The organism is Yinghuangia seranimata (genome assembly GCF_029953285.1).
In the GTDB taxonomy this organism is placed as follows: domain Bacteria; phylum Actinomycetota; class Actinomycetes; order Streptomycetales; family Streptomycetaceae; genus Yinghuangia; species Yinghuangia seranimata.
This window is the reverse complement of record NZ_JASAOI010000017.1, coordinates 20,998-47,480: the sequence shown is the minus strand read 5'-3', so window position 1 is coordinate 47,480 and position 26,483 is coordinate 20,998. Positions and strand designations below refer to the sequence as shown.

General features: G+C 73.3%; 20 protein-coding genes and 1 riboswitch. Of the genes, 10 read left to right on the top strand and 10 right to left on the bottom strand.

Annotation, left to right across the window (positions count from 1 at the left end; genetic code table 11):
* Position 1: 1 nt before the first annotated feature.
* Both QI554_RS11675 and QI554_RS11670 read right to left on the bottom strand, forming a co-directional pair.
* A complete protein-coding gene (locus QI554_RS11675) occupies positions 2-949 on the bottom strand; it encodes a nuclear transport factor 2 family protein (RefSeq protein ID WP_281468919.1) in 948 nt (315 codons plus the stop codon).
* The gene (locus QI554_RS11670; RefSeq protein ID WP_281468917.1) at positions 946-1,692 is read right to left on the bottom strand and encodes a dienelactone hydrolase family protein; all 747 of its coding nucleotides are present in this window, start codon (positions 1,690-1,692) and stop codon (positions 946-948) included. Before QI554_RS11670 ends, QI554_RS11675 begins: the two co-directional genes overlap by 4 nt.
* 207 nt (positions 1,693-1,899) lie before the next feature.
* On the opposite strand from QI554_RS11670, the gene QI554_RS11665 reads away from it, so the two are divergent.
* Positions 1,900-2,808 carry a helix-turn-helix domain-containing protein gene (locus QI554_RS11665; RefSeq protein ID WP_281468915.1) on the top strand — a complete coding sequence of 303 codons (909 nt, stop codon included), beginning with the start codon at positions 1,900-1,902 and terminating at the stop codon, positions 2,806-2,808.
* Here QI554_RS11665 and icmF read toward each other — a convergent pair.
* A complete protein-coding gene (gene icmF, locus QI554_RS11660) occupies positions 2,805-6,023 on the bottom strand; it encodes a fused isobutyryl-CoA mutase/GTPase IcmF (RefSeq protein ID WP_281468913.1) in 3,219 nt (1,072 codons plus the stop codon). The two genes, QI554_RS11665 and icmF, sit on opposite strands and share 4 nt — an antisense overlap.
* A gap of 198 nt (positions 6,024-6,221) precedes the next feature.
* Between icmF and QI554_RS11655 the strand changes: the two genes are divergently transcribed.
* Positions 6,222-7,460, top strand: coding sequence for a hypothetical protein (locus QI554_RS11655; RefSeq protein ID WP_281468911.1), 1,239 nt, complete (start codon positions 6,222-6,224; stop codon positions 7,458-7,460).
* A 2-nt stretch (positions 7,461-7,462) separates the two neighbouring features.
* Here QI554_RS11655 and QI554_RS11650 read toward each other — a convergent pair whose 3' ends face one another.
* Positions 7,463-7,807 (bottom strand): hypothetical protein, encoded by a 345-nt coding sequence (locus QI554_RS11650; protein ID WP_281468909.1) that lies wholly within the window; start codon positions 7,805-7,807, stop codon positions 7,463-7,465.
* Positions 7,797-9,068 carry a PspC domain-containing protein gene (locus QI554_RS11645; RefSeq protein ID WP_281468907.1) on the bottom strand — a complete coding sequence of 424 codons (1,272 nt, stop codon included), beginning with the start codon at positions 9,066-9,068 and terminating at the stop codon, positions 7,797-7,799. The genes QI554_RS11650 and QI554_RS11645 overlap by 11 nt, the downstream gene beginning before the upstream one ends.
* Before the next feature lie 134 nt (positions 9,069-9,202).
* On the opposite strand from QI554_RS11645, the gene QI554_RS11640 reads away from it, so the two are divergent.
* Together QI554_RS11640 and QI554_RS11635 are read left to right on the top strand one after the other, a co-directional pair.
* Positions 9,203-10,468, top strand: coding sequence for an ATP-binding protein (locus tag QI554_RS11640; protein ID WP_281468905.1), 1,266 nt, complete (start codon positions 9,203-9,205; stop codon positions 10,466-10,468).
* Positions 10,469-10,470: 2 nt separating this feature from the next.
* On the top strand, positions 10,471-11,151 hold the full coding sequence (locus QI554_RS11635) for a LuxR C-terminal-related transcriptional regulator (protein WP_281469371.1): 681 nt from the start codon (positions 10,471-10,473) through the stop codon (positions 11,149-11,151).
* A gap of 137 nt (positions 11,152-11,288) precedes the next feature.
* Here QI554_RS11635 and QI554_RS11630 read toward each other — a convergent pair whose 3' ends face one another.
* The gene (locus QI554_RS11630; protein WP_281468903.1) at positions 11,289-12,362 is read right to left on the bottom strand and encodes a C40 family peptidase; all 1,074 of its coding nucleotides are present in this window, start codon (positions 12,360-12,362) and stop codon (positions 11,289-11,291) included.
* Between the two features lie 8 nt (positions 12,363-12,370).
* Positions 12,371-12,518, bottom strand: a riboswitch (cyclic di-AMP (ydaO/yuaA leader).
* 215 nt (positions 12,519-12,733) lie between these two features.
* Between QI554_RS11630 and QI554_RS11625 the strand changes: the two genes are divergently transcribed.
* Positions 12,734-13,090 (top strand): hypothetical protein, encoded by a 357-nt coding sequence (locus tag QI554_RS11625; RefSeq protein WP_281468901.1) that lies wholly within the window; start codon positions 12,734-12,736, stop codon positions 13,088-13,090.
* A gap of 52 nt (positions 13,091-13,142) precedes the next feature.
* Entirely contained in the window at positions 13,143-15,635 is a 2,493-nt protein-coding gene (pcrA, locus tag QI554_RS11620) for a DNA helicase PcrA (RefSeq protein ID WP_281468899.1), read from the top strand.
* A gap of 176 nt (positions 15,636-15,811) precedes the next feature.
* On the opposite strand, the gene QI554_RS11615 is transcribed toward pcrA, so the two are convergent.
* Positions 15,812-17,569, bottom strand: a complete 1,758-nt coding sequence (locus QI554_RS11615; RefSeq protein ID WP_281468897.1) for a M23 family metallopeptidase — start codon at positions 17,567-17,569, stop codon at positions 15,812-15,814.
* Positions 17,570-17,856: 287 nt separating this feature from the next.
* The gene (locus QI554_RS11610) at positions 17,857-18,759 is read right to left on the bottom strand and encodes an esterase/lipase family protein (RefSeq protein ID WP_281468895.1); all 903 of its coding nucleotides are present in this window, start codon (positions 18,757-18,759) and stop codon (positions 17,857-17,859) included.
* 335 nt (positions 18,760-19,094) lie between these two features.
* Here QI554_RS11610 and QI554_RS11605 point away from each other — a divergent pair, with 335 nt between their 5' ends.
* The 4 genes from QI554_RS11605 (at position 19,095) to QI554_RS11590 (ending at position 23,467) form a co-directional block, all read left to right on the top strand.
* Entirely contained in the window at positions 19,095-20,666 is a 1,572-nt protein-coding gene (locus QI554_RS11605; protein ID WP_281468893.1) for an SWIM zinc finger family protein, read from the top strand.
* Between the two features lie 302 nt (positions 20,667-20,968).
* Entirely contained in the window at positions 20,969-21,436 is a 468-nt protein-coding gene (locus QI554_RS11600) for a helix-turn-helix domain-containing protein (RefSeq protein ID WP_281468891.1), read from the top strand.
* Positions 21,437-21,510: 74 nt separating this feature from the next.
* Positions 21,511-23,025, top strand: a complete 1,515-nt coding sequence (locus tag QI554_RS11595; protein WP_281468889.1) for a DUF5691 domain-containing protein — start codon at positions 21,511-21,513, stop codon at positions 23,023-23,025.
* A gap of 76 nt (positions 23,026-23,101) precedes the next feature.
* Positions 23,102-23,467, top strand: coding sequence for a hypothetical protein (locus QI554_RS11590; protein WP_281468887.1), 366 nt, complete (start codon positions 23,102-23,104; stop codon positions 23,465-23,467).
* Here QI554_RS11590 and QI554_RS11585 read toward each other — a convergent pair.
* Positions 23,455-24,393 (bottom strand): response regulator, encoded by a 939-nt coding sequence (locus QI554_RS11585; protein WP_343230779.1) that lies wholly within the window; start codon positions 24,391-24,393, stop codon positions 23,455-23,457. The two genes, QI554_RS11590 and QI554_RS11585, sit on opposite strands and share 13 nt — an antisense overlap.
* Entirely contained in the window at positions 24,390-26,453 is a 2,064-nt protein-coding gene (locus QI554_RS11580) for a sensor histidine kinase (RefSeq protein WP_281468886.1), read from the bottom strand. Before QI554_RS11580 ends, QI554_RS11585 begins: the two co-directional genes overlap by 4 nt.
* Positions 26,454-26,483 lie beyond the last annotated feature (30 nt).

Genomic DNA, 26,483 nt, shown 5'->3' with positions numbered 1-26,483 from the left:
CTCAGGCAGCCGCCGCGGACGCGGTCGCCAGGGCGAGCAGGTCCTTGTTGCCGTCCGCCCAGGTCGCGGTCATGACCAGGCGGTCGACACGCCAGGTGTCGGCCACCCGGACCACGCCGACGCGGTACGTCCCGCCCAGCGTCCACAGCGGCGACCCGAAGGGGTTCGCGAGCCGGTGCGTGGCCTGGAACGCGGCGGTCAGTTCGCCCTGGTCGCCGTCCACCGAGACCAGCTGGTTCGCGAGCAGGTGCTGCGTAGCGTCGAACGCGCCCAGCAGCGCCGACCAGTTCGCGACGATCGCCGTGGGCGCCAACTCCTCCGGCTCGCCGCCGAACAGGCTCGTGTAGTCCAGCAGGACCCGGTCGGCGAAGACGTCGCCGAGCCGCTCCCAGTCGCGGGTGTCGATCAGGTGCATCATGCGCGACGCCAGGTCGACGACGGCGTTCCGGTCGGTGTCGGGGTGTGCGGGCCGGCTCACGGAAGTCTCCTCGGAGCAGGGGGTCTTCGGGGGGCAGGGGGCGTCGTGCGAGGACGCCGCAACCGGCAGCAGCCCGCGCTCGGCGAAGACGCGGCGGGCGACGCCCATGGCCGCGAACACCCGGGGGAACCCGGCGTAGGGCAGCGCCTGGAGGATCGCCTCGACCAGCGCGGGCGCCGTCAGTCCGGCGCCGAGCGCGGACCCGAGGTGGGCCTCCAACTGCGGTTCGACACCGCCGAGGGCGATCAGCGCGCCCAGGACGACGAGTTCGCGGCGGCCGGCGTCCAGGCCGGGGCGGGCGTGGATGTCGCCGTACGCGAACTCAAGGGCGAGGCGCCGCAGATCGGGCGCGATGTCGGCGAGCGCGTCGTACGCCTGGGCGCGTGCGGCTCCGGGGCCGCCGAGCTCGGCCTGCCGCGCGAGGCCGCGCGCGTACCTGTCGTCGGCGGCTCCCGTTGTCGGCCGGCTCATGCCGCGGCCGCCGCGTGGCGCTCGGTGAAGTCGACGAGCCGGTGCCAGGCGTCGTCGCAGGCCTCGCGCCAGTCCGCGTAGGCGGCGTCGAAGAACGAGTGCGGGGCGCCCTCGTACACGTGCATCTCGTACGGCTTGCCGGCCGCGGCGAACCCCGCCGCCAGCGCGTCGAACTCGGCCTGCCCGGTGGCCACGTCGTCCCCGGCCAGCAGCATGAGCAGGGGCGCCGCCAGAGCGTCGGTGCGGTCACCGAAGAAGCGCGGCGGCCCGTAGAAGCCCACGGCTCCGGCGAGTCCGAGCCCGGCCGCGGCCAGCCGCCACGAGTAGCCGCCGCCGAGGCAGAAGCCGACGCTGAAGACGGTGCCGTGGCCGCGTTCGCGCAGCCAGGCGACGGCCGCGGCGGCGTCGGCCTCGACGTGTGCGGGCTCCAGCAGCGGGAGGTGCGCCATGCCGTCGAAGTCGTCGTCGCGCGGTCCGGTGCCGGCGGTGCGGCCGTAGAAGTCGATCACGAGCGTGTCGAACCCGGCCTCGGCGAAGCGGCCGGCGAGCGCCTCGTAGAACGGGTGCAGGCCGCGCAGGTCAGGGAGCAGCACGATCGCGCGGCCGTTGGGCTCGGTCGGCGCGGCGTGGAAGGCGCGGAAGCGGTTGCCGTCCGCGGCGCCGAGCTCGAAACCGCCGCTGTCGGCGATGCCGCCGGTCACGACGGGGGAAGCGGGCGGGCAGCTGTCGGTGGTGTGGCACATGGGCGGGCCTCGGTTCGTTGGGCGGCCGCGCGGCGGCGGCACAAGGCGGTCGGGAGGGCGCCGGACCGGCTCCGCGTCCTGCCGCGGCCGGCCGCTCCGGCGACGCCACCGAGCCTGCCGGGCCCGTCCGGACGTACCCAGGTCCCTGGTTTTCCGGGTACTCGCAGGGCCACGCTGCGCGCGGCGCCGCTCGGCATACTGGCGGGCATGGACGATCGTCAGGACCTGGGCGGATTCCTCAAGGCGCGGCGCGCCCGGATCACCCCGGAGGCCGCGGGGCTGCGCGCGGGTACCCGGCGCCGGGTCGCGGGCCTGCGCCGCGAGGAACTCGCGCACCTGGCGGGGATCAGCGTCGAGTACTACCAGCGCCTGGAGCAGGGCCGGGCGCGGCATCCGTCCGACGCGATCCTCGACGCGCTCGCGGACGCCCTGTCCCTGACACCCACCGAGCGCGACCACCTGCGCAGGCTGGCACGGCCGCCGAAGGCGGCGGAGCCGGCCGCGCCGGACGCGGCGGTGGTGCGGCCCGAGCTCGCGAGTCTGCTCGGCCGGGTCTCGGTCCCGGCGATGGTGGTCGGCGACCGGTTCGACGTGCTGGCCCTGAACCCGCTCGCCCGCCGCCTGTTCGGCCCGTTCGCCACGGCTCCGGGCGGCATGCCGAACCTCGCGCGGTTCCTGTTCCTCGACCCGGCCGGGCGCGACTTCTACGTGGAGTGGGACGACGTGGCGTCCGCGACCGTCGGCCAACTCCGTTCGGTCGCAGGGCGCTTCCCCGCCGACCGCGAGCTCGCCCGGCTGCTCGCCGAACTGCGCGAGGGAAGCCTGGAATTCGCCGGCCTGTGGGCGCGCGGCGACGTGGCGGTCCGCGCACACGGCACGAAGAGCTTCCGGCACCCGGCCGTCGGTGTACTGACGTTCCGGTACGAGAACCTCGAACTCCCCGGCGACGCACGGCAGCGCCTGGTCACCCTCGAACCCGAGCCGGACGGCCCGACCGAGGCGGCCCTCCAACTGCTCACGTCGTGGGCGGCGCCGGACGCGGCCCCGGACCCGTACGGCGCGGGGCGGCCGGTGAGCCAACCGCTCACCGGCCCGCCCGCCGGCCGGAACGCCTAGACGTTGCGGCGGTACTGGCCGCCCACCTCGAAGAACGCGTTGGTGACCTGCTCCAGCGTGCACACCCGCGCCGCGTCCATGAGCACCGCGAAGACGTTCTCGTTGTGCGTCGCGGCGTGCTTCAGGGCGGCCAGGGCCTCGTCGGCCGCGGAGTGGTGGCGGGAGCGGAAGTCCCGTACCCGGCCGAGCTGCGACTCCTTCTCCGCCTCGGTCGCGCGGGCCAGTTCGACCGGGCCGTGGGCCTCGTCGCCGGCGTGCTCCTTGCGGAAGGTGTTGACGCCGACGATCGGCAGCGTGCCGTCGTGCTTGCGCTGCTCGTACAGCATCGACTCGTCCTGGATGCGGCCGCGCTGGTAGCCGGTCTCCATGGCGCCGAGCACGCCGCCGCGCTCGGAGATGCGGTCGAACTCGACGAGCACGGCCTCCTCGACGAGGTCGGTCAGCTCGTCGATGATGTACGAGCCCTGGAGCGGGTTCTCGTTCATCGCGAGGCCCCACTCGCGGTTGATGATGAGCTGGATGGCCAGTGCGCGGCGCACCGAGTCCTCGGTCGGCGTGGTGACGGCCTCGTCGAACGCGTTGGTGTGCAGCGAGTTGCAGTTGTCGTAGATGGCGATGAGCGCCTGCAGCGTGGTGCGGATGTCGTTGAAGTCCATCTCCTGCGCGTGCAGCGACCGGCCCGACGTCTGGACGTGGTACTTGAGCTTCTGCGACCGCTCGTTGGCGCCGTACTTGTCGCGCATCGCCACCGCCCACAGCCGGCGGGCGACGCGGCCGAGCACCGAGTACTCGGGGTCCATCCCGTTGCTGAAGAAGAACGACAGGTTCGGCGCGAAGTCGTCGATGTCCATGCCGCGCGCGAGGTACGACTCGACGTAGGTGAAGCCGTTCGCGAGGGTGAAGGCGAGCTGCGAGATGGGGTTCGCCCCGGCCTCGGCGATGTGGTAGCCGGAGATCGACACCGAGTAGAAGTTGCGCACCCGGTTCTGGATGAACCACTCCTGGATGTCGGCCATCATCCGCAGGCTGAACTCGGTGGAGAACAGGCAGGTGTTCTGGCCCTGGTCCTCCTTGAGGATGTCGGCCTGCACGGTGCCGCGCACGGTCGCGAGGGCCTTCGCGCGGATGGCGGCGGCCTCGTCGGCGGACGGTTCGCGGTCCTCGGCGGCGCGGAACCTGTCCACCTCGGCGTCGACGACGGTGTTGAGGAAGAACGCGAGGATGGTCGGCGCGGGGCCGTTGATGGTCATCGAGACGGACGTCGACGGCGCGGTCAGGTCGAAGCCGTCGTACAGCGCCTTCATGTCGTCGAGGGTGGCGACGGAGACGCCGGAGGTGCCGACCTTGCCGTAGATGTCGGGGCGCTCGTCGGGGTCGCGGCCGTACAGCGTGACCGAGTCGAACGCGGTGGACAGCCGGGTCGCCTCGCCGCCGTGCGACAGCAGCTTGAAGCGCCGGTTGGTGCGGAACGGGTCGCCCTCGCCGGCGAACATGCGCGCGGGGTCCTCGCCGTCCCGCTTGAACGGGAACACGCCCGCGGTGAACGGGAAGTGGCCCGGCAGGTTCTCCTCGCGCAGGAAGCGCAGCAGCTCGCCGTGGTCGGTGTAGCGCGGCAGCGCGACGCGGCGGATCTTGTTGCCCGACAGCGACTCCCGGGTGAGCACCGTGTGCAGCTCGCGGTCGCGGATCTTCACGACCTGCTCGTCGCCCGAGTACGCCTCCACCGTGGCCAGCCACCCGGCGAGGAGGTCGCGGGAGGCCGGCGTGACGCCCGCCTCCGCGTCGGCGTGCAGGGCCTCGACGGACGGTACGGGCTCCGGGAGTTCGCCGCGGACGAGGTCCACGCGCTGCAGCCGCGCCGCCGCGGCCGTCTGCCCGGCGGTCTCGGCGTGGTACGTGCGGACCGTCTCGGCGACCTCGGCCAGGTAGCGGACCCGCGAGGTCGGGACGATGTGCGCCGCGCCGGTGGACGTGCGGCCGGTGACGCGCGGCAGCACGCCGGGCTCCAGCGGCAGGCCCTGGCCGCCGAGGCGCTCGGCGAGGTGCTGGTAGAGCGCGGTGACGCCGTCGTCGTTGAACGTGGCGGCGGAGGTGCCGAACACCGGCATGTCCTCGGGGCGCGAGGTGAACGCCTCGCGGTTGCGCACCAGTTGGCGCGACACGTCGCGCAGCGCGTCCTGGGCGCCGCGGCGCTCGAACTTGTTGATCGCGACGACGTCGGCGAAGTCGAGCATGTCGATCTTCTCGAGCTGGGACGCCGCGCCGAACTCGGGGGTCATGACGTACAGCGAGGTGTCCGCGTACTGCGTCACCGCGGCGTCGCCCTGGCCGATGCCGGGGGTCTCCAGGATGATCAGGTCGTATCCGGCCGCCTTGCACACGCTCAGCAACTGCTCGACGCGCTCGGGGAGTTCCGAGCCGGCGCGGCGGGTGGCGAAGGAGCGGAAGAAGACCCGCTCGCCGTCCAGCGCGTTCATCCGGATGCGGTCGCCGAGCAGGGCGCCGCCGCCGCGGCGCCGGGTCGGGTCGACCGCGAGCACCGCGATACGCAGCTTGTCCTGCTGGTCGGTGCGCAGCCGGCGGACGAGCTCGTCGGTCAGCGAGGACTTGCCGGAGCCGCCGGTGCCGGTGATGCCGAGCACGGGGACGTGCCGGGGCGCGGCGGCGGCCTCGACGGCCTTGAGCGTCTCGTCGTCGAGCCCGCGGTTCTCCACCACGGTCAGCGTGCGGGCCAGGGCCGCGCGGTCGCCGGCCAGCAGCGCGTCGAGCGGCGCGGGGTGCTCGGTCAGGTCGGTGTCGCACGCCTGGACCAGCGTGTTGATCATGCCGGCGAGGCCGAGCCGCTGGCCGTCCTCGGGCGAGAAGACGGTGACGCCGGACTGCGCGAGGCGGGCGATCTCCTCGGGGATGATGACGCCGCCCCCGCCGCCGAACACCTTGACGTGGCCGGCCCCGCGGGCCCGGAGCCGCTCGACGAGGTACTCGAAGTACTCGACGTGGCCGCCCTGGTAGGAGCTGACCGCGACGCCCTGGACGTCCTCCTCCAGCGCCGCGTCGACGACCTCGCTCACCGAGCGGTTGTGGCCCAGATGGATGACCTCCGCGCCCTGCGCCTGCAGGATGCGCCGCATGATGTTGATGGCCGCGTCGTGGCCGTCGAAGAGGGCGGACGCGGTCACGAACCGCACGGGTCGAACCGGGACGTACAGGGCCACCGAAGCCTCCGTTGACGCATGGAGCGGGTCACCTCCCAAGATACTAGGAAGTCCAACTATTTCCCAGGTTAAGCATGGTGGGGCAAGAGTGAACTTCTGGGCCTGCCGATGCGGCAGAATGCCCGCTGGCAGGTGCGCTTCCGGAACGCCGCCCGGTCCCGCGAACGACGCGCCGCCGTCCCAGGGGAGGGTTTCCTGATGGCGCACGGCCTCAGCGTGCACGGACCGGACTGCCACTGCGTGATCCGGGAGGAGTACCGGCGCGCCCGCGCGGACTTCGACGACGCCCGCCGCGCGCTGGCCCGCCGGGAAGGCGTGCCGACCGTCGTCGCGCCGTCCGAGCCGGCCACCCGCCAGTGGATAGACGACGAGCTGCGCGGCAGGTCGAAGGACCTCGCCGCCAAGCGGCGCGCACACGGCCGGGCGGCGCTGCGGCTGCTCGGCACCCGCACGCTGAGCGCGGTGTGGGCGGCGGTCGTCGTGCTGCTGCTCGTCCAGGCGCTGACCGCGATAGGCACGGGCTGGACGGTCACCCGCACCGCCGCCCTGGTCGCCGCCGTCGTCACGGTCGTGGCGCTGAGCGCCCTCGCGTACTGGACCCGCACCGGCGCCGGGATGTACGCGCCTGTGCGCGGCCTGGACGGGCGGCTGTCGACCTCGAAGGCGGTCGCCGGGCTGTGGGCGGTCGCGCTCACCTATACGTTCGTGTTCTTCGCCGTGCGCCTGGCGGCCGCGTCCGACGGCGGCGACCGCTCGGACCTGCTCGACAACCTCGGCTCGGTCTCGGCGGAGATGCTTCTGCTGGTCGGGGCGCCGCTGTTCGCCGCGGTGCTCGTCCGTCGCGTCGTGGGGGACAAGGTCACCCGCCGCGTCCTGCAGAAGCCGTACTCCGACCGGGCCCGGCTGCTCGACCTGGTGACCGAGGACACCGGCCGCAGCGCGCTCGCCGACGCCCAGTACCTGCTGGTCAACCTGGTCGCGGCCGGCTTCGTCGTCGTCGAGCTCGCCCGCGACCCGAACGGCCTGCCGGACATCCCGGCCACCCTGGTCGCCCTCGCGGTCGTCTCGGCGGTGGTGTACCTGGTCGCCAAACTGGTGGAGAACAACCGCCCCGTGATCCTGTCCGTGGTGCGCGTGCACGTGCCCGGCAACCTGGACACCGCGCTGCGCCAGGGCGACGACATCGAGATCCGCGGCACCAACCTGGTCGGCGCCGGGGGCCGCGAGCCCGACCAGCTCGCCCGCGTCGTGGTGCGGTTCGGGGCGGTGCACGTGTACGCGCCGCTGGTGCCGACCGAGACCGGCTTCGCCAACCCGTGCGACGCGGTGGTCGTCGTGCCCATCCCGGTAGACGTCGACCCCGGACGCGTCGAGTTGTGCGTGGTGACGGCGTCCGGGGTCGAGTCGAATCCCTATGAGATAGAGGTCGCCGAGTAGGGCTACTCGGCCGCCTCACGCTTGCGGCGGCGGCCCGTGACGACTGCCCATACGGCACCGGCGAAGCCGGACGCTCCGACGCCGATCACGGCGAGCGCGAGCATCAGCCCCGGCCGGGCGTCCATCGCGCCGTTCGCGTCGAGCATGTACATGACCGCGATCGCCATGAAGACGCCGCCCGCGATCATCGCCATGGGGTCGAAGTCGTGGCGTTCCACGGGGAGCCTCCAGGATGAGCGGGCCGTGCGGCCCTGGTCGGGGTGCGCGGCCGAACCCGGAAGGGGCTCCGACCAGATCGGGTCGTCGGGGGTGATCAGGCCGGGCCTGGTCAGCGGGTCACGGTCCACCTTGGATCACCTCGACGTCGCCGAGCCCGACTCCCAGGTCGAGCGTGATGGTCCCGCCCGGCGTTCCGCCGGCGGCCGGTTCGAGCACGGTGTCGCGCTTGGGGTGCCAGCCGCTGCTGCGCTGGTCGTCCCCGAGGCGGATCTCGCCGGCGTCGGACGTGGCGTGCACCACGACGCGGGCGTCGTTCGGGACGAAGACGCGGACCGTCCCCGCGCCGATGGTCGCGGTGACCTTCACGCCGTCGTACGGCGCCAGGTCGGTCAGGTCGACCCGCATGTCCCCGGCCTTCATCCGGTACGGGGAGTGCACCGCCGCCGGCGTGGTCGGGTGGAACGTCTGGTCCCCGAGCGACCCGGTGATCGGCACGCTGATCGCCGCCACGGCCGTCACCATCGCGGAGACCACGAGCGCGGGCACCACCAGCCACCGGCCGCGGCCGACGAACGTGCCGACCAGCAGCCCGCACGCGAGGATCGCGAGGACCACCGACAGGGCCACCTGAGCGGTGATGTTCACGCTCGTCGTCGCGTCCAGCCACCACATGACGCCGGCGGCGACCGTGGCCAGCGACAGCGTCGCCGGGGCCAGGTAGGAGCGCGGCTTCGGCTTCTTCGGGGCCGGCTCCGCCTGCTCGGGCGTCGAGCGCTGCCACCACGGCGCCGGGCCGGGAGCCAGCCCCGGCCCGGCCGCCGGCCCGCCGGTGCCGCCGACAGGGGCGTCGGCCGCGCCCGGGGCGGTCGCCGTGCCCGCGGCGGCCTCGGCGTACGCCGCCGTGCCGGGGCCGTCGGACCACGCCACCGGGGACTGGGCGAGCGTCTTCGCCTGACCCCGTCTGGTGTGCGCCCGCGAGATGTAGAGGAGCACCGCCGCGACGATCAGCAGCGGGAACGCCCCGTCGAAGCCGTCGTCGACATAGGAGAAGAACACGCCGGTGCCGATGCCCGCCACGGCGATCGGGAGGACCGCCTGGCCGATGTGCCGGCCGTTGAGGACGTCGCGGGCCAGCGGCACCGGCTGGTCGTCCGCGGGCATCAGCAGCCACGACAGGCCGTACAGCAGTACGCCGAGGCCGCCGAACAGCGTCAGGACCGCGAACACGACCCGGAAGATGACCGGGTCGACGCCGAAGTGCCGGCCCACGCCGCCCGCGACACCCGCGACGACCCGGTCGTCGACGGTGCGGACCAGCGGCGGGTTGCCGCGGTCGCCCGGCGGGCCCGGGGGCGGGTTCTGCGTTGCGGAAGAGGTCGTCTCGCTCATGTGGTCCATCGTTCCGGCCGCAGGCGTGCGGGCCTATCGGGTGGGGCCCCGGGGCTACCCCGAACGGACCCTGAGGGCGTATCAGGGTCGCACCCTGATGCGCGGACGGCGTGCCGCGCGAGACGATCGGTCGCGTGACTACCGCACCACCCCCGCCGCTGTCCGGACATCCGACCGGGAGCGGCACCGCCACGCCCAAGAACGCCTCGTGGCGCCCCGCGCCCACGCTCTACCGCAATCCCGAGCGCCGGATCGTCGCGGGCGTCGCCCGCGGCCTGTCCGACCACCTCGGCGTCGACGTGGCATGGCTGCGCATCGGCTTCGCGGTGCTGACCGCGGGCGGCGGACTGGGCGTGGTGCTCTACGGGCTGCTGTGGCTCAACGTCCCCGAGGGGGAGGCGCCTCCGCCGCCGACCGGGCCCGAGCGCAAGTCGCGGCACGCCGCGCTGGCCGTCGTCACGGTGCTCCTCGCGTTCGCCATGGTGATGATGATCGGCAGCATCGGCGGCAAGGGGTGGATCTGGCCGCTGATGCTCGCCGCGCTCGGCGTCGCCGTGGTGTGGCGGCAGGCCGACGACACGCAGCGCACCCGCTGGCTGTCGCTCGACGGCCGCAGCCGCACGCTCGGCATCATCCGCACCGTGTTCGGCCTGATCGTCTTCGCGATCGGCATCGGCATCTTCGTCGCCTACCGCGGCGGACTGGGCGACGCGTTCGCCGCGCTGCGCGGCGCGCTGCTGCTGTTCTTCGGGCTGCTGGTCATCTTCGGCCCGTACGCGCTGCGCCAGACCCGCGAGCTGAGCGCCGAGCGCCGGGCCCGCATCCGCGCCCAGGAACGCGCCGAAGTGGCCGCGCACGTCCACGACTCCGTGCTGCACACGCTCACCCTCATCCAGCGGCACGTCGACGACCCGCGCGAGGTCGCGAAACTGGCCCGCGCGCAGGAACGCGAGCTGCGCGCGTGGCTGTATCGGCCGGAAGGCGAGGAGCCGGACCGCACGTTCGCGGCGGCGCTGCGGAAGCAGGCCGCCGAGGTCGAGGACCTGCACGGCGCGACGATCGAGATCGTGCCGGTCGGCGACTGCCCCGTCGACGAGCGGCTCGCGGCGCAGATCGCCGCGGCCCGCGAGGCGATGGTCAACGCCGCCAAGTACGCGCCCGGCGCGCCGATCCAGGTCTTCGCGGAGGTCGAGGACCGCATGGTGACGGTGTTCGTCCGGGACGGTGGGCCGGGCTTCGACCCCGAGACGCTGCCCGAGGACCGCATGGGTGTGCGAGAGTCGATCATCGGGCGGATGCGCCGCAACGGCGGCACCGCGGTCATCCGCAGCGAACCCGGCGAAGGCACCGAGGTCGAGCTGGAGATGGCCCGCAGCGAGTCGAACAGGAGCAGGTCGTGAGCATGCCGGACAGCACGGGACCGGAGGGCGCGGGCGGCGGCGGGGACGGCGCCCTCGTGCGGGTCGTCCTGGTCGACGACCACCGCATGTTCCGCACGGGCGTGCGCGCCGAGATCGGGGACCGGGTCGACGTGGTCGGCGAGGCCGACGACGTCGCGTCCGCGGTCGCCGTGGTGCGCGCCGAACTGCCCGAAGTGGTGCTGCTGGACGTGCACCTGCCGGGCGGCGGCGGGGTCGAGGTGCTCAAGCAGTGCGCCGACCTGAAGCAGGTGCGGTTCCTGGCGCTGTCGGTGTCGGACGCGGCCGACGACGTCATCGGCGTGATCCGCGGCGGCGCGCGCGGCTACGTCACCAAGTCCATCACCGGCGACGAACTGGTGCGCGCGGTCGGCCGGGTCGCGGACGGCGACGCGGTGTTCTCGCCGCGCCTGGCCGGCTTCGTGCTGGACGCGTTCGCGGCGACCGACGTGCCGCCGATCGACGAGGACCTGGACCGGCTGACGCAGCGCGAGCGCGAGGTGCTGCGGCTGATCGCGCGCGGCTACGCGTACAAGGAGATCGCGCGGCGGCTGGTCATCTCGATCAAGACGGTCGAGACGCACGTGTCGGCGGTGCTGCGCAAGCTGCAGCTGTCGAACCGGCACGAGCTGACGCGGTGGGCGACGGACCGGCGCCTGGTCTGACGGTCCGGTCGTCCTTCCGGCCGTCTGTGCGGCCGCCCTGACCCCGCCGGAACGTGCGGAAGCCCGCCCGGTGGGGCGGGCGGGCTTCCGGTGGCGCGGTGGGGTGGGTCGCCCTCGGCCGGAGGGTGGGGGTGGTCCTAGCCGGGACGCACCGCGCCGTAGAACGGCATCTGGCTGATCGGCGCGATCTTGATGGTCGTGCCGGAGTGCGGGGCGTGGATCATCAGGCCGTCGCCGATGTACAGGCCGACGTGGCTGATGTCCGAGTAGAAGAACACCAGGTCGCCCGGCTGCAGATCGGCCTTGGAGACCCGGGTGCCGGCGTTGATCTGGTCCCACGTGGTGCGGGGCAGCGAGACGTCCGCGGCGGCCCACGCGGCCTTGGTCAGGCCGGAGCAGTCGAACGACGCGGGGCCTTCCTTGCCCCAGCCGTACGGCTTGCCGATCTGCGCCCGGGCGAAGGCGATGGCCTCCGCGGCGCGCGGCGAGGCCGGGACGTTCGGCAGGTCGGTGCGGCTGTTGTCGCGCGAACTGCGGTCCGTCGTGCGGCTGTCGGCCTGGTCGGCGGCGTCCAGGACCTTCTGGCGCTCGGCGGCGGTGAGCGTGTTGAGCAGCGTCTGCGCCTTGTTGAGCTTCTCCTGGATCTCGCCCTTCTTGGCGTTGAGATCCTGGCGGAGCCCGTCGAGCTCGGCGAGCTGCGCGGACGCCTCGGCGCGGTCCTGCTGGAGCATGCGCGCCTGCGCGGCGATCTGCTGGAGCTTGGTGGCCTGCTGCGAGTCGAGCTGGTCGATCATCTGCGCGCGGCTGAGGTAGTCGCCGGGGTTCCCGCTCAGCGCGAGCTGGAGCTCGGGCGGGATGCCGCCGGTGCGGTACTGCTCGGAGGCCATGGTGCCGAGCTGGTCGCGCAGCTGGGACATCGCCGCCTGCTCCTGCGCGACGCGGTCCTGCGTGGCGTTGGAGTCCTTCTGGAGCTTCTCGATCTTCTCCTGGACGCCGTTGAACAGGTCGGTCTGCTTGGAGACCTCGTGGTTGAGCTGGTTGACCTGCTCCTGCACCTGCGCGACGGTCGGCGCGGGGTCCGCGTGCGACGGGGCGGCGAACGCGATGACACCGGTGACGGTTGCGGCCGCGGTGGCCAGCGTCGCGGCTCCGCGCTGGGCGGTGCGCGATTTCGTGCGGCGGTGCTGCGGGGGACGGCGATGGGACGCCACGAAAGCGTCACTCCTTCCTCTGCCGCCTACCGGGTTAGCTGACAGGCTCGGGCGGAAGAAGACGCCCTACGGTTCCCAGGTAGCGGCCTGGTCCCCGATTCGCCTCAGATAACACGTGGGTCCCCGGCTCCGGCTCGGTCCCGACGGCCTTGGGGGAGGCCGCCCGGTCGTCGCCGGACTCGGCGGTAGCGGCCGCGCGCTCCTGTCGGAGTGCGGACGTACGGCCACTTGGCCGAGAACATTAGTCACAGCTGTGTCACGGCCCCCAGGATTCCGGCGCGTATTGCGAATTCTTTACCTTGGGACCCGTTTCATTGTCCGGTTTGTCATTTTTGTAGGCTGCGGGTCAGTCGACTCAGAGGAGCCCACCCGTGGACGTCGTCCGTCAACTCCTGCTCGTCCTGCACATCGTCGGGATCGGAGCGCTGCTCGGCGGCTTCTTCACGCAGATGAAGGGCATGAAGACCGGCGACGTGCGGATCGTGCCGGCCATGACGCACGGCGCCCTCACGATGCTGGTCACCGGCGTCGCGCTGGTCGGCGTCCGGCAGAGCGCCCTCGACCTGCCCGTCGACAACGCGAAGATCGCCACCAAGCTGGTCATCCTGGTCGCGGTCCTGCTGCTGGTGTGGACGGAGCGCATGAAGGAGCGCGTCAGCGTGAAGGTCTTCGGCGCCGTCGGGCTGCTCACTGTGGCGAACATCGCCATCGCCGTCATGTGGACCTGAGTTCGCGGCCTGGAATCCGGCGGGGGTCCGGCCCTCGTAGACTCGGCAGACGATGAGCAACCTCTTCGACGACATGCCGCTGCCCGGATTCGACGCCGCGATCCCGCCGCCCGCGGAGCCCCCCGCCGAACCGGGATACGACGACGCGCCCCCGCCGCCCGAGTACGACCCGGCCCCGGACGACCTGTTCGACGGCGCGTACGTGCCGCCGCCGGCCGAGCCGTACGAGGAGTACTACCGCAACGGCGCCCGCAAGCCCGTCATCGACCCGGACCGCCTGCTCGACGGGATGAACCCGCAGCAGCGCGCCGCGGTCGTGCACGAGGGCTCGCCGCTCCTCATCGTCGCGGGCGCCGGGTCCGGCAAGACCCGCGTGCTGACCCACCGCATCGCGTACCTGCTCGGCGCGCGCGGGGCGCACCCCGGCGAGATCCTGGCGATCACGTTCACCAACAAGGCCGCCGGCGAGATGAAGGAGCGCGTCGAGGCGCTCGTGGGGCCGCGCGCCAAGGCGATGTGGGTCTCCACGTTCCACTCGTCCTGCGTCCGCATCCTGCGCCAGCAGCACAAGAAGCTCGGCCTCGGCTCGAGCTTCTCGATCTACGACGCCGCCGACTCCCAGCGCCTCATGGCGATGGTGTGCCGCGACCTAGACCTGGACGCCAAGCAGTACCCGCCGCGCAAGTTCAACGCGCAGGTCTCCAACCTCAAGAACGAGCTCATCGACCCGGAGACCTACGCGGCGACCGCGCAGAACGACACCGAGCGCAAGCTCGCCGAGGCGTACACGCTCTACCAGGCGCGGCTGCGGCAGGCCAACGCGCTCGACTTCGACGACCTGATCATGACCACGGTCAACCTGCTCCAGGCGTTCCCCGACGTCGCCGAGCACTACCGGCGGCGCTTCCGGCACGTCCTCGTCGACGAGTACCAGGACACCAACCACGCGCAGTACGTGCTGGTCCGCGAGCTGGTCGGCGGCGCGGCGGGGCAGGCCCCCAAGCGCACCGTCGACGGCGACCTGGTCAACCCGGCCGCCGAGGGGCTGTCCGAGGTGCCGCCCGCCGAGCTGTGCGTCGTGGGTGACGCCGACCAGTCGATCTACGCGTTCCGTGGCGCGACGATCCGCAACATCCTCGACTTCGAAGAGGACTACCCGGACGCGACGACGATCCTGCTGGAGCAGAACTACCGCTCGACGCAGACGATCCTCGCGGCGGCGAACGCCGTCATCGAGCGGAACAGCAACCGGCGCGCCAAGAACCTGTGGACCGACTCGGGGCAGGGCGCCCGGATCGTCGGCTACGTCGCGGACGACGAGCACGCCGAGGCACAGTTCGTCGCCGACGAGATCGACCGGCTCTCCGACGCCGAGAAGGTCACGCCGAGCCAGGTCGCGGTCTTCTACCGCACCAACGCGCAGTCGCGTGTGTTCGAAGAGGTCTTCATCCGCGTCGGCCTGCCGTACAAGGTCGTCGGCGGCGTGCGGTTCTACGAGCGCAAGGAGGTCCGCGACGCGCTCGCGTACCTGCGGGTGCTCGCGAACCCCGACGACGTGGTGTCGCTGCGGCGCATCCTGAACGTGCCCAAGCGCGGCATCGGCGACCGCGCGGAGGCGTGCGTCGAGGTGCTCGCGGCCCGCGACCGGATCCCGTTCGCCGCGGCGCTGAGGCGGGCGGACGAGGCGCCGGGGATGGCGACCCGGTCCGCGAAGGCGGTGGCCGGCTTCGTGACGCTCCTGGACCAGCTGGGCACCCTCGTGGACGCCGGCTCGGGGCCCGCGACGGTGCTGGAGGCCGTGCTGGAGCAGAGCGGCTACCTGGCCGAGCTGCAGGCGTCGAGCGACCCGCAGGACGAGACCCGGATCGAGAACCTCCAGGAACTCGCGGCGGTGGCCCTGGAGTTCGAACAGTCCGAGCCCGAGGGGACGCTCGCCGACTTCCTGGAGCGGGTGTCGCTGGTCGCCGACTCGGACCAGATCCCGGACGACGACGGCGGCGTCGTGACGCTGATGACGCTGCACACGGCCAAGGGCCTGGAGTTCCCGGTGGTGTTCCTGACCGGGCTCGAGGACGGCGTGTTCCCGCACATGCGGGCCATCGGCGACAAGAAGGAGCTGGAGGAGGAGCGGCGGCTGGCGTACGTGGGCATCACCCGCGCGCGCGAACGGCTGTACCTGACGCGCGCGAAGCTGCGTAGCGCGTGGGGCGCGCCGGCCTACAACCCCGAGTCGCGCTTCATCGGCGAGCTGCCGGAGTCGCTGGTCGAGTGGAAGGGGCTGAGCCGCTCCGCCGGGCAGACCCTGTCCGCGACGCGTACGCCGCGCTCGGCGCCGAGCGGTGGCCGGCTGAGCGGACCGAGCCGCATCGTCGAGCGCGAGGTCGTCGCCCTGAAGGCCGGGGACCGGGTCACGCACGACAAGTTCGGGCTGGGGACGGTCGTCGCGACGCAGGGCGAGGGCGATAAGGCCCAGGCGACGATCGACTTCGGCGCGGGCGGGACGAAGCAGCTGCTGCTGCGGTACGCGCCGGTGGAGAAGCTCTAGGGCGGACGGAGGCGTCCGGCGTCGTACGGGGGCGCCGGGCGAAGACGTCGGAGGCAGGCGTCAGAGGAAGACGAAACAGGCGGCGGACCCAACCGGGTCCGCCGCCTGATCGTTGAATAGGGGTGTAGGCCGAGGCCCGTGCGGCCTGTTCGGCCCGTGCAGCCCGCGCGGTCCGTTCAGCCCGTCGGGTCGAGGCCTCGGTCGCGGAGCCACGGTATGGGATTTATCGGCTGGCCGCCGCCCGGGCGCACCTCAAGGTGGAGGTGCGGGCCGGTGCTGTTGCCGCTGTTGCCCGAGTAGGCGATGACGTCGCCGGCCTTCACCGGGCCGGACACGACCTTGGCGCGGGTCAGGTGGCAGTACCACGTCTCGGTGCCGTCGGGCGCGGTCACGATCACCATGTTGCCGTAGGCCGAGTTCCACTCGGTCCGCACGACGCCGTCGGTGACCGCCCGCACCGGCGTGCCGCGGTCCACCGGGAAGTCGATGCCGGTGTGCAGGTGCGACCAGCGGCCACCCGCCTGGCCGAAGTAGGCCGACAGGCCCGGCCTGACCGGCAGCACGTACTTGGGCCGCAGCGACTCGCGCTTCTTGCGGTCCTCGTCCTGCTGCCGGGCGATCTCCTCCTGGCGCTCCTGCAGCGCGACGCGGGCCTGCGCGCGGCTCGCCCGGTCGGCGAAGTCCTCGGCGCCGTCCCGGAGATCGGTGAACTGCTGGTCGAGCGGCGAGGCGGCCAGCGGTACGTCGCGGCCCGACGCGGAGGAGTCGCCCTGCGCGTCCGCGGCCTGGATGCCGCCCGCCGCGGCGACGGCCATCGCGGCGGCGCCCATGACCGCCAGCGAACCGCCGGCGACCTTGGCCATCGGGCGGGTGCGCTTGGTGGTCTTGCGGCGTGCGGCGCGGGACCGCAGTTCGGCCGCCGTGGCGGCGGCACTCGCGGCCGTCGCGACCGAGGCCGCCTTGGCGCGGGGTGCGTCCTCGTCGGTGTCCGCGTCGGCGGTGCCGTCCGGGGTCTCGTCGTGTGCGTCGTCGTCCTCGTCGGCGTCGGCCTGGAGGTCGCCCGGGGCGTCCGCCTCGGCCGTGACGGCCTGGTGCGCCCACGGCTCGGGGGCGTCCCACGTGCCGGACCCGTCGGAGTCGTAGGCGGGGACGGCCTGCTGGACGATGGTCGCCTCGTCGTACCAGCCGGCCGCGGCGCCGCTCTCGTTGCGGTGCGCGTCGGTGAAGGCGTCCGAGCCCAGCCGGTTGTCGCCGCCCGTCCACAGGTCGGTGCCCGCGGCTGTGGACGGCCACGCGGTGGTCGCGGCGTCGGCGGACCACGGGTCGGCCTGCTGGGGCGCGGCCGTCGCGGTCATGACGTCGCCGGACCAGGCGGCGGCGTCGTACGCCGTGTCGTACGAGGCCTGGTGCGGGAACGCGGCGTAGGCGGCGGTCGCGGCGGCGTTGGGGTCCATCTCGCCGTAGCCGGCCGCGGGGTAGCCGCCGCTGTCGTACGGGGCGTCGTAGGAGCCGGTGGCCTGGTAGGCGTTGTAGGCGCCCGAGTCGTAGCCGCTCTGCACGGCGGTGCCGTAGCCGTCGGCCGCGTAGCCGCCGGTCGTGTCGGCGGTGCCGTAACCGGCGGTCTGCCACTGGCCGGAGGCGTCGTAGGAGGCGGCCTCGTAGGCGCTCGCCTCGTACGTGCCCGACGCGTAGGAGGCGTCGTAGCCGGTGGAGTAGGAGCCGGTGGCCTGGTAGGCGTTGTAGGCGCCGGAGTCGTAGCCCGCGTAGGCGTCCGCGGCGTATCCGCCGGGTGCGGCCTGCTGGTACCCGCCTGCGTTGTAGGCGCCCGAGTCGTGGGCCTGGTAGGCGGCGTAGTCACCGGAGGTGTAGGCCATGCCGTCGTCCGGAACGCCGCGACCGTAGGGGTCGCCGTCCGGATAGCGGCCGTCCGTCACCTGATTCGCCTTCGTCTCGGGGGCAAATACGACCCTCCGCGCACGGCGGCGGGCTCAGCTCAACAGGTCCTCAACTGCAATCAAGGGGGGACTCTAGCCCGCCGTGCGCGGCCGGGACAATCCATCGGGGCTCACCCGCGTGGCGATCAGCCGCTCCCCCGAACGGATGAACGTGGGGAAACCCGGCAACCGATCGGGGGGTTCGGGACGTCTCAATACGTCACCACCGGCACGCGGTTCGCCGGGGCCCGCTCGCGGTCGTGGCCCGTCGGCGTGGTCGTGGCGCGTCAGGCCGCCGCGCGGACCTCGCCTCGCAGGAGGCCGTCGCGTACCGGTGCCGCATCGCTTGCGGCGGCCGCCAGCGCGCACACCTCGGAGACCACGGCGCGGCACGCCGGGAGCGTGAGGTGCCCCGCGCCCGGGACGAGGACGCTGGTCGCGTCCAGGTCGGGATGCGCCAGCGCGCCCGACGCCAGCGGGATGACGAACGGGTCCAAGTCTCCCCAGAACGCGACGAATCGGGTCGCGCAGCCGGGCGCCGGCCCGGCGAGCTCGGCGACGACCGGGCTGTCCGGGCACAGCTCGCGGACCAGCGGGTGCGCGCGCAGCAGGTGCGCCGCCGCGGTGCCGCGGTGCGGTGTGCCGAGGGTGACGACCGTGCGCACCCGTACGCCCCGGTCGACGAACTGCGCGTGGTAGCGGGCGATGAGGCCGCCGAGGCTGTGCCCGACGACGTGCACGGCGGTCGCGCCCGTGCGCGCGCAGACCTGCGCGATGTGCAGGTCCAGCAGCTCCGCCTTGGTGCGGATGTCGCCGCCCAGCGGGTTGTGGTCGAACGGATGGATCGACGCGCAGCCCGCGCGGCGCAGCGCGCGCCGCAGCACCGCGAAGATCGACCGGTTGTCGGCGAGCCCGTGCACCAGGACGACGGGCAGCGTGCCCGGTGCCGGCGGCGGCACGGCCGCGGGTTCCCGGGCGGGGCACGTCGACAGGGCGGCGGGAAGGAAGGGGAGCAGGCCGGTGGGGTAGAGCGCCAGATGGCCGACCAGCCACGCGACTTCACGCGCCACGCCGACGAACAGTCCGGCGGGCGGGATGCCGGTGCGGCGCGGCGGGTCCGCTGGCGGGGCCGGCGGGACGGCTTCGCCGGGCGTTGTGTCGATCGCTTCCGGGTCCGAGGACGCAGCCATGACCCACCTCCGTGCGTCATCAAGGAGAGGTCCCCCGTGGTGGCGACGCCGCGAGCCGAGCGCCGGCGCGGGTCCCTACCGGCCGGTATCCCCGGCCGGGGATGTCACGAAACACCCCGTTAACATCATGGTTGGGGATGAATCCCCTTTATGCGTATGGCATTTGGGGGACGTCGCGGACCCGTCCGCGCACCGTCCCGGTCATGTCAACGAACACGTGCGGCGGGCGCGCGACGGTTCACGCACAGTGCCGACATGACCGGTAGGGGTGGCGGTAATGGCCGGATTCCGGCCCCACGGTGCAGGTGTCGGCGCAAACCCGTACCGTGACCGTCATGCTGGAACGCTGGACCGCGGACCGGGTGTTGGCACTGGCACCCGACGCCGCGTCGCAGAAGGCCGGAACGAAGCTGGCGGCCCCCGGGCCGTGGACGGGGCTCGGAGCAGGACTCATACCCCTCGGCGACACGACCGGCGACGAACAAGGGGGCGCGCCGGGCACCGCACGCGGCGGTGTGTGGGGGTTGTGCACGGGAAGCGGCGCAACCGCGTACCGCACGGTCGTCGACCCAGACGCGCCCGCGTGGTCGTGCACATGCCCGAGCCGCAAGCAGCCGTGCAAGCACGCGCTCGGACTGCTGCTGCTGTGGTCGGCCGGCGGGGTCGCGGGGGATGCCGCAGACACGGACGACCGCGGCGCCGTCGGCGCGCCCGCGTGGGTCACCTCATGGCTGACCGCGCGCTACGGCGGCGAGCCCGCGACGGCGCGCCCGAAAACGGAGCGGCCCGCGGGCGGCGGCCTCGCCGACCCCGAGGCCGCGCGGCGCCGCGCCGCGCAGAAGGCCGCGCGCGTCGCGGAAGGCGTCGACGAACTCGGCCGCTGGCTCACCGACCAGGTCCGCCAGGGCCTCGCCGGCGCCGAACGCGCCGGCTACGCGCACTGGGAGAACGAGGCGCGCAGCATGGTCGACGCGCAGGCCCCGCGGCTGGCCGAACGGCTCCGCGAGGCCGGCACCAGACCGGGCTCCGGCGAAGGCTGGCCCAGCCGGCTGCTGGAGGACTACGCGCTGATGTGGCTCGTCCTGCGCGCCCACGACCGGCTCGGCGGACCGGACGACGCCGCCGACCCCGGCCTGGACGGCGAACGTCTCGACGGCGAACGCCTCGACGGTGCCGAGCGGCTGGCCGGCCTCGAAGCGCCGCTGGCGGCGTCCCTGCGGGCCCGCATCGGCTGGAACGTCGACTCGGCGGAACTCGTCAAGCGCGCCGCCGAACAGGGCACCGCCGTACGCGACCACTGGACCGTCCTCGGCAGTCGTGACGACGAGGACAACCCCACCGTCCGCCGCCAGATATGGCTCCTCGGCGAACGCACCGGGCGCACCGCCCTCGTGCTCGCCTACGGAGCCGCCGGCCAGGCCCCACCGCTCGCCCTCCCCGTCGGCGAGCGCTTCGAAGCCGACCTGGTCTTCCACGACGCGGCCGCACCCCTGCGCGCCCACCTCGCGGAACGCCACGGCCCGCCCGAGCCCGCCGACGTCCCGGCCGGCTGCGGCGCCGAAGACGCCGCCCTCGCCTACGCCGACGCGCTGCGCCGCGAACCCTGGCTCGACACCTGGCCGGTCGTCCTCGCCGACGTCGCCGCCGTCCCCGACGTCCTCGGCTGGCGCATCGTCGCCCTCGGCGGCGACCTGTCGCAGGACGCCGCCGACATGGGCGGCCTGCCGAACTTCGCGGGCGACAAGGGCTTCTGGCTCCCGGTCGACCGCTCCCGCTGCCGCGACGACGCCTTGTGGCGCCTTGCGGCGATGTCGGGCGGAGCCGGCATGACGGTCTTCGGCGAGTACGGCGCACGGGGCTTCGCCCCGGTGACCTGCTGGCACGAGGGCCGGGCGGTCCCGCTGTAACGCGAGGACGAACACGGTCCGAGTGACGGTCGATAGGTGCCGCGCGTCATCCGCGCAAGTGGAGGCCCGGCATCGGACCCGGACAACGAGATTCGTCTCGACGAGGACCGCCGCAGGCCGACGGCTCGTCGGCCTGCACACGCCTGCGCCGCGCCGTCGAGCACCCGTCCCACCGTTGACCCACACTGTCAGACCGTCCCTTTAGGCTGGTTCGCAGCGGATTTGCCGCTCCGGCGGTGAACTCTGCGACAACGGGGGGCTGGAAGTCAGGGCGTGTCCGAAACGTTGGGCGGGGGTGCACGGTGAAGCGGATCGTGGTGCGCGAGGGTTGCGTCGTGCAGGCGTTCCGGTTCGCGTTGGACCCGAACGCGGCGCGGGAGGCGGGGTTTCGCTCACACTGCGGTGCGGCGCGGGCGGCGTTCAACTGGGCGGTGGCGTGGGTCGAGGCGGTGTGGCGGCAGCGTGCCGCCGAGGAGACCTACGGCGTCCCCGAGGACGGGCTGACCGCGTGGCGGTCGTGGGCGCTGCCCGCGTTGCGCCGGGAGTTCAACCGTGTCAAGCACACCGACCGGAGGTTCGCCGGCTGGTGGGCGGAGAACTCCAAGGAGGCGTACAACACCGGGCCGGCGAACGCGTCTGCCGCGTTCGACAACTACGCCAACTCCAAGCGGGGCCAGCGCGAGGGTGCCCGAGCAATCCCGCCGCACCAGCGGCGGGAGGAAGCGGTACATCGTCGACAGGGCACCCGAACGCAGGTCGTGCTTGGGTGACACCGTCACGAACCATCCCGGCGGAAACACCGGGATTGCCGAGTCTCACCGAGAGTCAAAGCAACGGGGTGGCGATGACTGCGAACACCGAGGCGCTGTGGGACGACCTCGTCTCCACCGCGCTCGTCGGCACCGGCAAACGGGCCGTGCCCGGCGTCGACCCGGCCGGCCCGCTCGGGGCCGCCGCTCTCAGCGTCGGGCGCGCCGACCCCGCCGAACGCCTCCTCGACCTGGCCGCGCTGACGCTCGTCCACCGCCGTGCCGGACGGCGGCCCGGCACCGGTGCGGCCCTCCCCGACCGGTGCCCGCCGGACCCGCGGCCGACGGTCCCGGACCGGGCCCGCGTCCGCCTGCGGATCCTCCTCGGCGGAGGCGGCGCCCCGGCCGGCCGTACCGCGATCGCCGAACTCCTGCCGGAATGGCTCGCCGAAGCCCGCGCACGTGGCTTCCGCGCACCCGAGTCGGAGCTCCCCGCCCTGCTCGACATCGCCCGCGCGCACAGCGAACTACGCAGCGACGTCGCGGCGTTGGCCGGACCGCGCGGCCGCTGGCTCGCCCGTCTGAACCCGGACTGGGGATGGGCCGCACGGGTCGCCGCCGCCGACACCTCGGCCGACCCGGACGTGTGGCGCCACGGCCTGTTCGGCGAGCGCCTGGCCTTCCTCACCGCCCTGCGCGGCCGCGGCCCCGACGCCGCCCGCGACCTGCTCGAACAGACCTGGCGCGGCGAACCGGCCGAGGACCGCGCCCAGTTCCTCGCCGCCCTCGCCACCGGCCTCTCCCACGCCGACGAGGCCTTCCTCGAAACCGCCCTCGACGACCGCGGCAAGGCCGTCCGCGTCGGCGCCGCCGCACTGCTCGCGACCCTGCCGGGCTCGGCGTTCGCCCGACGCATGGCCGAGCGTGCCCTCGCCTGCGTACGCCCCAACGGCACCGACGCCGTGACCGTCGTCCCGCCGGAGGCCTGCGACGAGGCCATGCGCCGCGACGGCATAGCCGACAAGTCCCCGACCGGCCGCGAGGAACGCGCCTGGTGGCTCGGCGAGATCGTCGCCGCGACCCCGCTCTCCGCATGGACCGAGGCCTTCGCCGAGCCGCCCGCCGCCATCCTCGCCCGCCGCCTCCCGACCCGCTGGGCCGAGGACGTCCGCGACGGCTGGGCCCGCGCCGCCGTCGCCCAACACGACACCGCCTGGGCCCGCGCCCAGGCCGGCCGCGGCGCCCCGACCCGCCTGCTGTCCGTCCTCCCCGTCGACGAACGCGCCGCCCATGTCGCCGCGCACGTCGCCGAACACGGCCTCTCCGAAGCCTTCCAACTCCTCGCCGGCTGCCCCGCCGTCTGGCCCGACGTCCTCGGCCACGCCGTCCTCGACGCCCTCGCCACCGCCGCCCGCGAATCCGCCTACCCCTGGAGCTACAGCGGCGTCACCGGCATGGCCGGCCGCTCCATGAACCCCGGTCTGCTCCCCGCCGTCCACACCCTGACCACCACCACAGACGACGCCGGCTACTGGCCCCGCGTCTTCACCGACCTCGCCGGCACCCTCCGCGAACGCGCCACCATGCGCGCCGAGTTCGACGCGGAGTAGGCCGAGGACCAGGTGGCCGCCGTCATCAACGAAGTCCGGGCCGGCACACCCGTCGTCACGCGGAGCGGAGGCTGACATGGACCTGCGTATGGTCGGCTACTGGTGGTCAGAGGACGCCTCCGCCTACCCCGATCCGAAGGTGCTCGTGGATCCCGGCTGGGACATGGAGGAGCGGGTACTCGTCGAGACCTATCTGCACGACGGGCAGGTGGCCAGGCAGTTCATGGGTGCTTCGCGGTGCCGCATCTGCGGGCAGGCGAACGGCGGGGACGAGCGCACGGACGGCACCTATATCTGGCCCAGCGGGCTCGGGCACTACGTCATCGAGCATGCCGTGCGCCTGCCCCGTGAGTTCGTCGAGCATGTGCTGCGTCGGGCGCAGGAGATCGAGGACGCCCGGATCGACGTCACCTGGTGGAAGGCCCACGCCTACGACGACTGAGGCGCCGGGCCGAGGCCGGCGTCGCGGGCGATGGCTACGGCTTCGGCGCGGCTGCGGGCGCGGAGTTTGGCCAGGACGTCGCTGACGCGGTTGCGGACGGTCTTCTCCGACAGGACCAGGCGGCGGGCGATCGAGGCGTTGTCGAGGCCGTGGGCCAGGAGGTCGAGGACCTCGCGTTCGCGGTCGGTGAGTTGGGGGAAGGGGACGGCGCCGCGGGCGTGCGCGGGGGCGCCGGCGAAGAAGGACAGGACGCGTTGGGCGATCCGCGGGCCGAAGACCGCCTCGCCGCGGGCGACGCCGAGGATGGCGCGGCGGATGTCGTCGCCGTCGGCCTCCTTGAGGAGGTAGCCGCGGGCGCCCGCGCGGAGGGCCGCGAAGACCGAGTCGTCGTCCTCGTCCATGGTCAGGACGATGACCGCGGTGTCGGGGTGCGTGGTGCTGAGCTGCGCGGTGGCTTCGAGGCCGCCCATGCCCGGCATGCGCAGGTCCATCAGGACCACGTCGGGTGCGAGGCGGGCCACTTCGGCGAGGGCGGCGGCGCCGTCGCCCGCCTGACCGACGACGTCCAGGTCGTCGAGGTCCTCGAGCACGGTGACCATCCCGGCGCGGAACACGGGGTGGTCGTCGACGACCAGGACGCGGACGCCGGACGGGGACGGGGTTTCGGACTGCGTGGAGATGTCGGGCCTCTGGGGGGTCTCGGAGGTGGGTGGGGTGTCCACAGTGCGTAATAAGAAGACCGCTCCGGCGTGCGGATGCGGTTCGAAAGTCAGGCAGGTGTCGGACGACGGGTGCGGTGCGGGCGTCGCGTCGGGCTCGGCCAAGCGGTCTGCCCCGTCCACAACGCCGGACTGCGTCGGAGGGCCCGGCTCGTCCACACCGCCGGCCTGCGCCAGCTGGTAGCGCTCGTCGGTGCCGGCGTTCACTGTTGTCCTCCCGGCAGGCTCGCCCGCACCGTTGTGCCGCCGCCGGGCGTCGGGAGGATGTCGACGCGGCCGCCGACCTCGCCGGCGCGTTCGCCCATGCTGCGGAGCCCGACCCCGGCGGAGGGGTGCACCGGCATGCCGCAGCCGTTGTCGCGTATGTGGACGACGAGGTTCCCGCCGCGCAGGTGTGCGCCGACGTGGAGTTCTCCGGCGGCGCTGTGGCGGACGGCGTTGTTGACCGCTTCGGCGGTGATGGCGTACGCCGCGACCTCGACGGCGGCCGGCACCGTGTCCAGGCCGGGCCCGAGGTCGACGGTGCAGCGCGGTGTCTCGTAGCCGGCGATCAGGTCGCGCAGGGCGCCGGTGAGTCCCAGTTGGTCGAGGATGGGCGGGCGCAGTCCGTGCACGACGGACCGCAGGTCGGTGACGGTCTGCCGGAGCCGGTCGCGGACGCCGCGGGCCCGCCCGGCGAGTTCGGGCTGCCCGGCGGCGTCGATGCGCCGCGCGAGGGCGTCGAGCTGGTGCGCGGTGCCGGCCAGCGCCGGGCCGACGCCGTCGTGCAGGTCGGCACGCAGCCTGCGCCGTTCCTCCTCGCGGGCGACGACGATGCGGGCGCGGCTCGCGGCGACGTCGGCGACGAGGTTGGCGGCGTAGGCGAGGGTGGCGGCGCGTGCGGCGACCTCTTCGACGGCGGCGAGTTCCTCGGGGGTCCAGCGTTCTTTGCTGGTGCGCATGCCGACGTGCAGTTCGCCGATGTCCTGTCCGAGGGCCCGGGCCGGGACGGTGTGCCAGCCCGCGACCGCGGTTCCGCTGACCGCTTCGACGCCGTCGCCGTGGAACGCCACGTACGGCAGCCGCAGCGCTTTGCGCAGCGCGTCCACGAGCCGTTGCAGCGCCTCGGTCGGTTCGGACGCCGGCGCGACGTGCCGGCCGACGCGCGCGACGACCGCGTACGGGTCGTGCCGGTGCCCGAACAGCCAGCGGTCGACGACGCGCTGCACCGCGTCGTGCCCGAAGGAGGCGAACAGCGCTATGAACGCGACCCCGACGATCCCCATCGTCGACTTCGGCACGACCTGCCCGGCGCCGATCACCAGGACCGCGTACACGCCGACCATGAGCGCCGTCAGCACGATCGACACGATCGTCCGGTTGAGCACCACCACCACGTCGAACATGCGGTGCCGCAGCATGGCGACGGCGATGCCGATCGGCGGGCACAGCAGTCCGACGCTGAAGAGCGCGTCCGTGAGCTGCCCGTCGTTCAGCACCGACGACACGAGCCAGCTGGTCACCATGCCGACGGCGCCCAGGGCCAGCCAGTGCAACTGGGCGCGCTGCACGCCGACCGCGCGCCGCATCCGCACGATGAGCGACGCGACGCCGACCAGGGTGCCCGGGAGCAGCGTGATGAGCGCGCCCGCCATGACGCCGTACATGAGCCATCGCGTGCCCGGGATGCCGTACGGGTTGTCGACCTCGTCGCTGATGTCCACGGGGCCTTCGTGGAACGCCGCGGACAGCGCCGCCACGGCCGCGCAGAAGAACACGCCGTACGCCGCGAACCGCCAGCGCCGCCCCGGGAGGTGCCCGTCCGGGAACAGCAGGAGCAGCATCGGGACGACGACGAAGTACTGCGCGAAGCCCCACGTCCCGATCCACGCCGCGAAGTCCCCGAGCGGCAGCGGGTCGTCGGCGATGCGCGCGGACGCCACCCCGTAGAGCGAGACCAGGAGGTACGGGCCGTACGACGACGGCACCATGAGCAGCCAGCCCACCGGGTTGCGAGGCCGTCCCCGCACGACGAACGCGCCGATCACCGGCCAGGCCGAGCCGAGGATCACGTCGCCCCACGACAGCGGGACCACGTCGGCCCGCGCCGCGACCCAGTCGTACACGGGGATGTAGGCGGCCATCGCCACCACCGCGACCACCGCCAGCACCGCGGCCGTCCGCACGAGCACCGGCTCGGGGACGCGCCGCACCGCCGCCCGCACCCGCCCCACCGGGGGCGTGGGCAGGTCGGCGAGGTCCGTGGCGGGCGGCTGGTGCGTGGTCACGCCGTCATGCTGCCGCAGCGGCCGCGCCGC

Excerpts from the sequence above, each read along its gene's own strand:
- QI554_RS11670 (WP_281468917.1), bottom strand. The coding sequence starts at position 1,692 with ATGTGCCACACCACCGACAGCTGCCCGCCCGCTTCCCCCGTCGTGACC.
- QI554_RS11655 (WP_281468911.1), top strand. The coding sequence starts at position 6,222 with ATGGCGCACGGCCTCAGCGTGCACGGACCGGACTGCCACTGCGTGATC.
- QI554_RS11610 (WP_281468895.1), bottom strand. The coding sequence starts at position 18,759 with ATGGCTGCGTCCTCGGACCCGGAAGCGATCGACACAACGCCCGGCGAA.
- QI554_RS11595 (WP_281468889.1), top strand. The coding sequence starts at position 21,511 with ATGACTGCGAACACCGAGGCGCTGTGGGACGACCTCGTCTCCACCGCG.
- QI554_RS11675 (WP_281468919.1), bottom strand. The coding sequence starts at position 949 with ATGAGCCGGCCGACAACGGGAGCCGCCGACGACAGGTACGCGCGCGGC.
- QI554_RS11645 (WP_281468907.1), bottom strand. The coding sequence starts at position 9,068 with ATGAGCGAGACGACCTCTTCCGCAACGCAGAACCCGCCCCCGGGCCCG.
- QI554_RS11605 (WP_281468893.1), top strand. The coding sequence starts at position 19,095 with ATGCTGGAACGCTGGACCGCGGACCGGGTGTTGGCACTGGCACCCGAC.
- QI554_RS11635 (WP_281469371.1), top strand. The coding sequence starts at position 10,471 with ATGCCGGACAGCACGGGACCGGAGGGCGCGGGCGGCGGCGGGGACGGC.
- pcrA (WP_281468899.1), top strand. The coding sequence starts at position 13,143 with ATGAGCAACCTCTTCGACGACATGCCGCTGCCCGGATTCGACGCCGCG.
- QI554_RS11665 (WP_281468915.1), top strand. The coding sequence starts at position 1,900 with ATGGACGATCGTCAGGACCTGGGCGGATTCCTCAAGGCGCGGCGCGCC.
- QI554_RS11590 (WP_281468887.1), top strand. The coding sequence starts at position 23,102 with ATGGACCTGCGTATGGTCGGCTACTGGTGGTCAGAGGACGCCTCCGCC.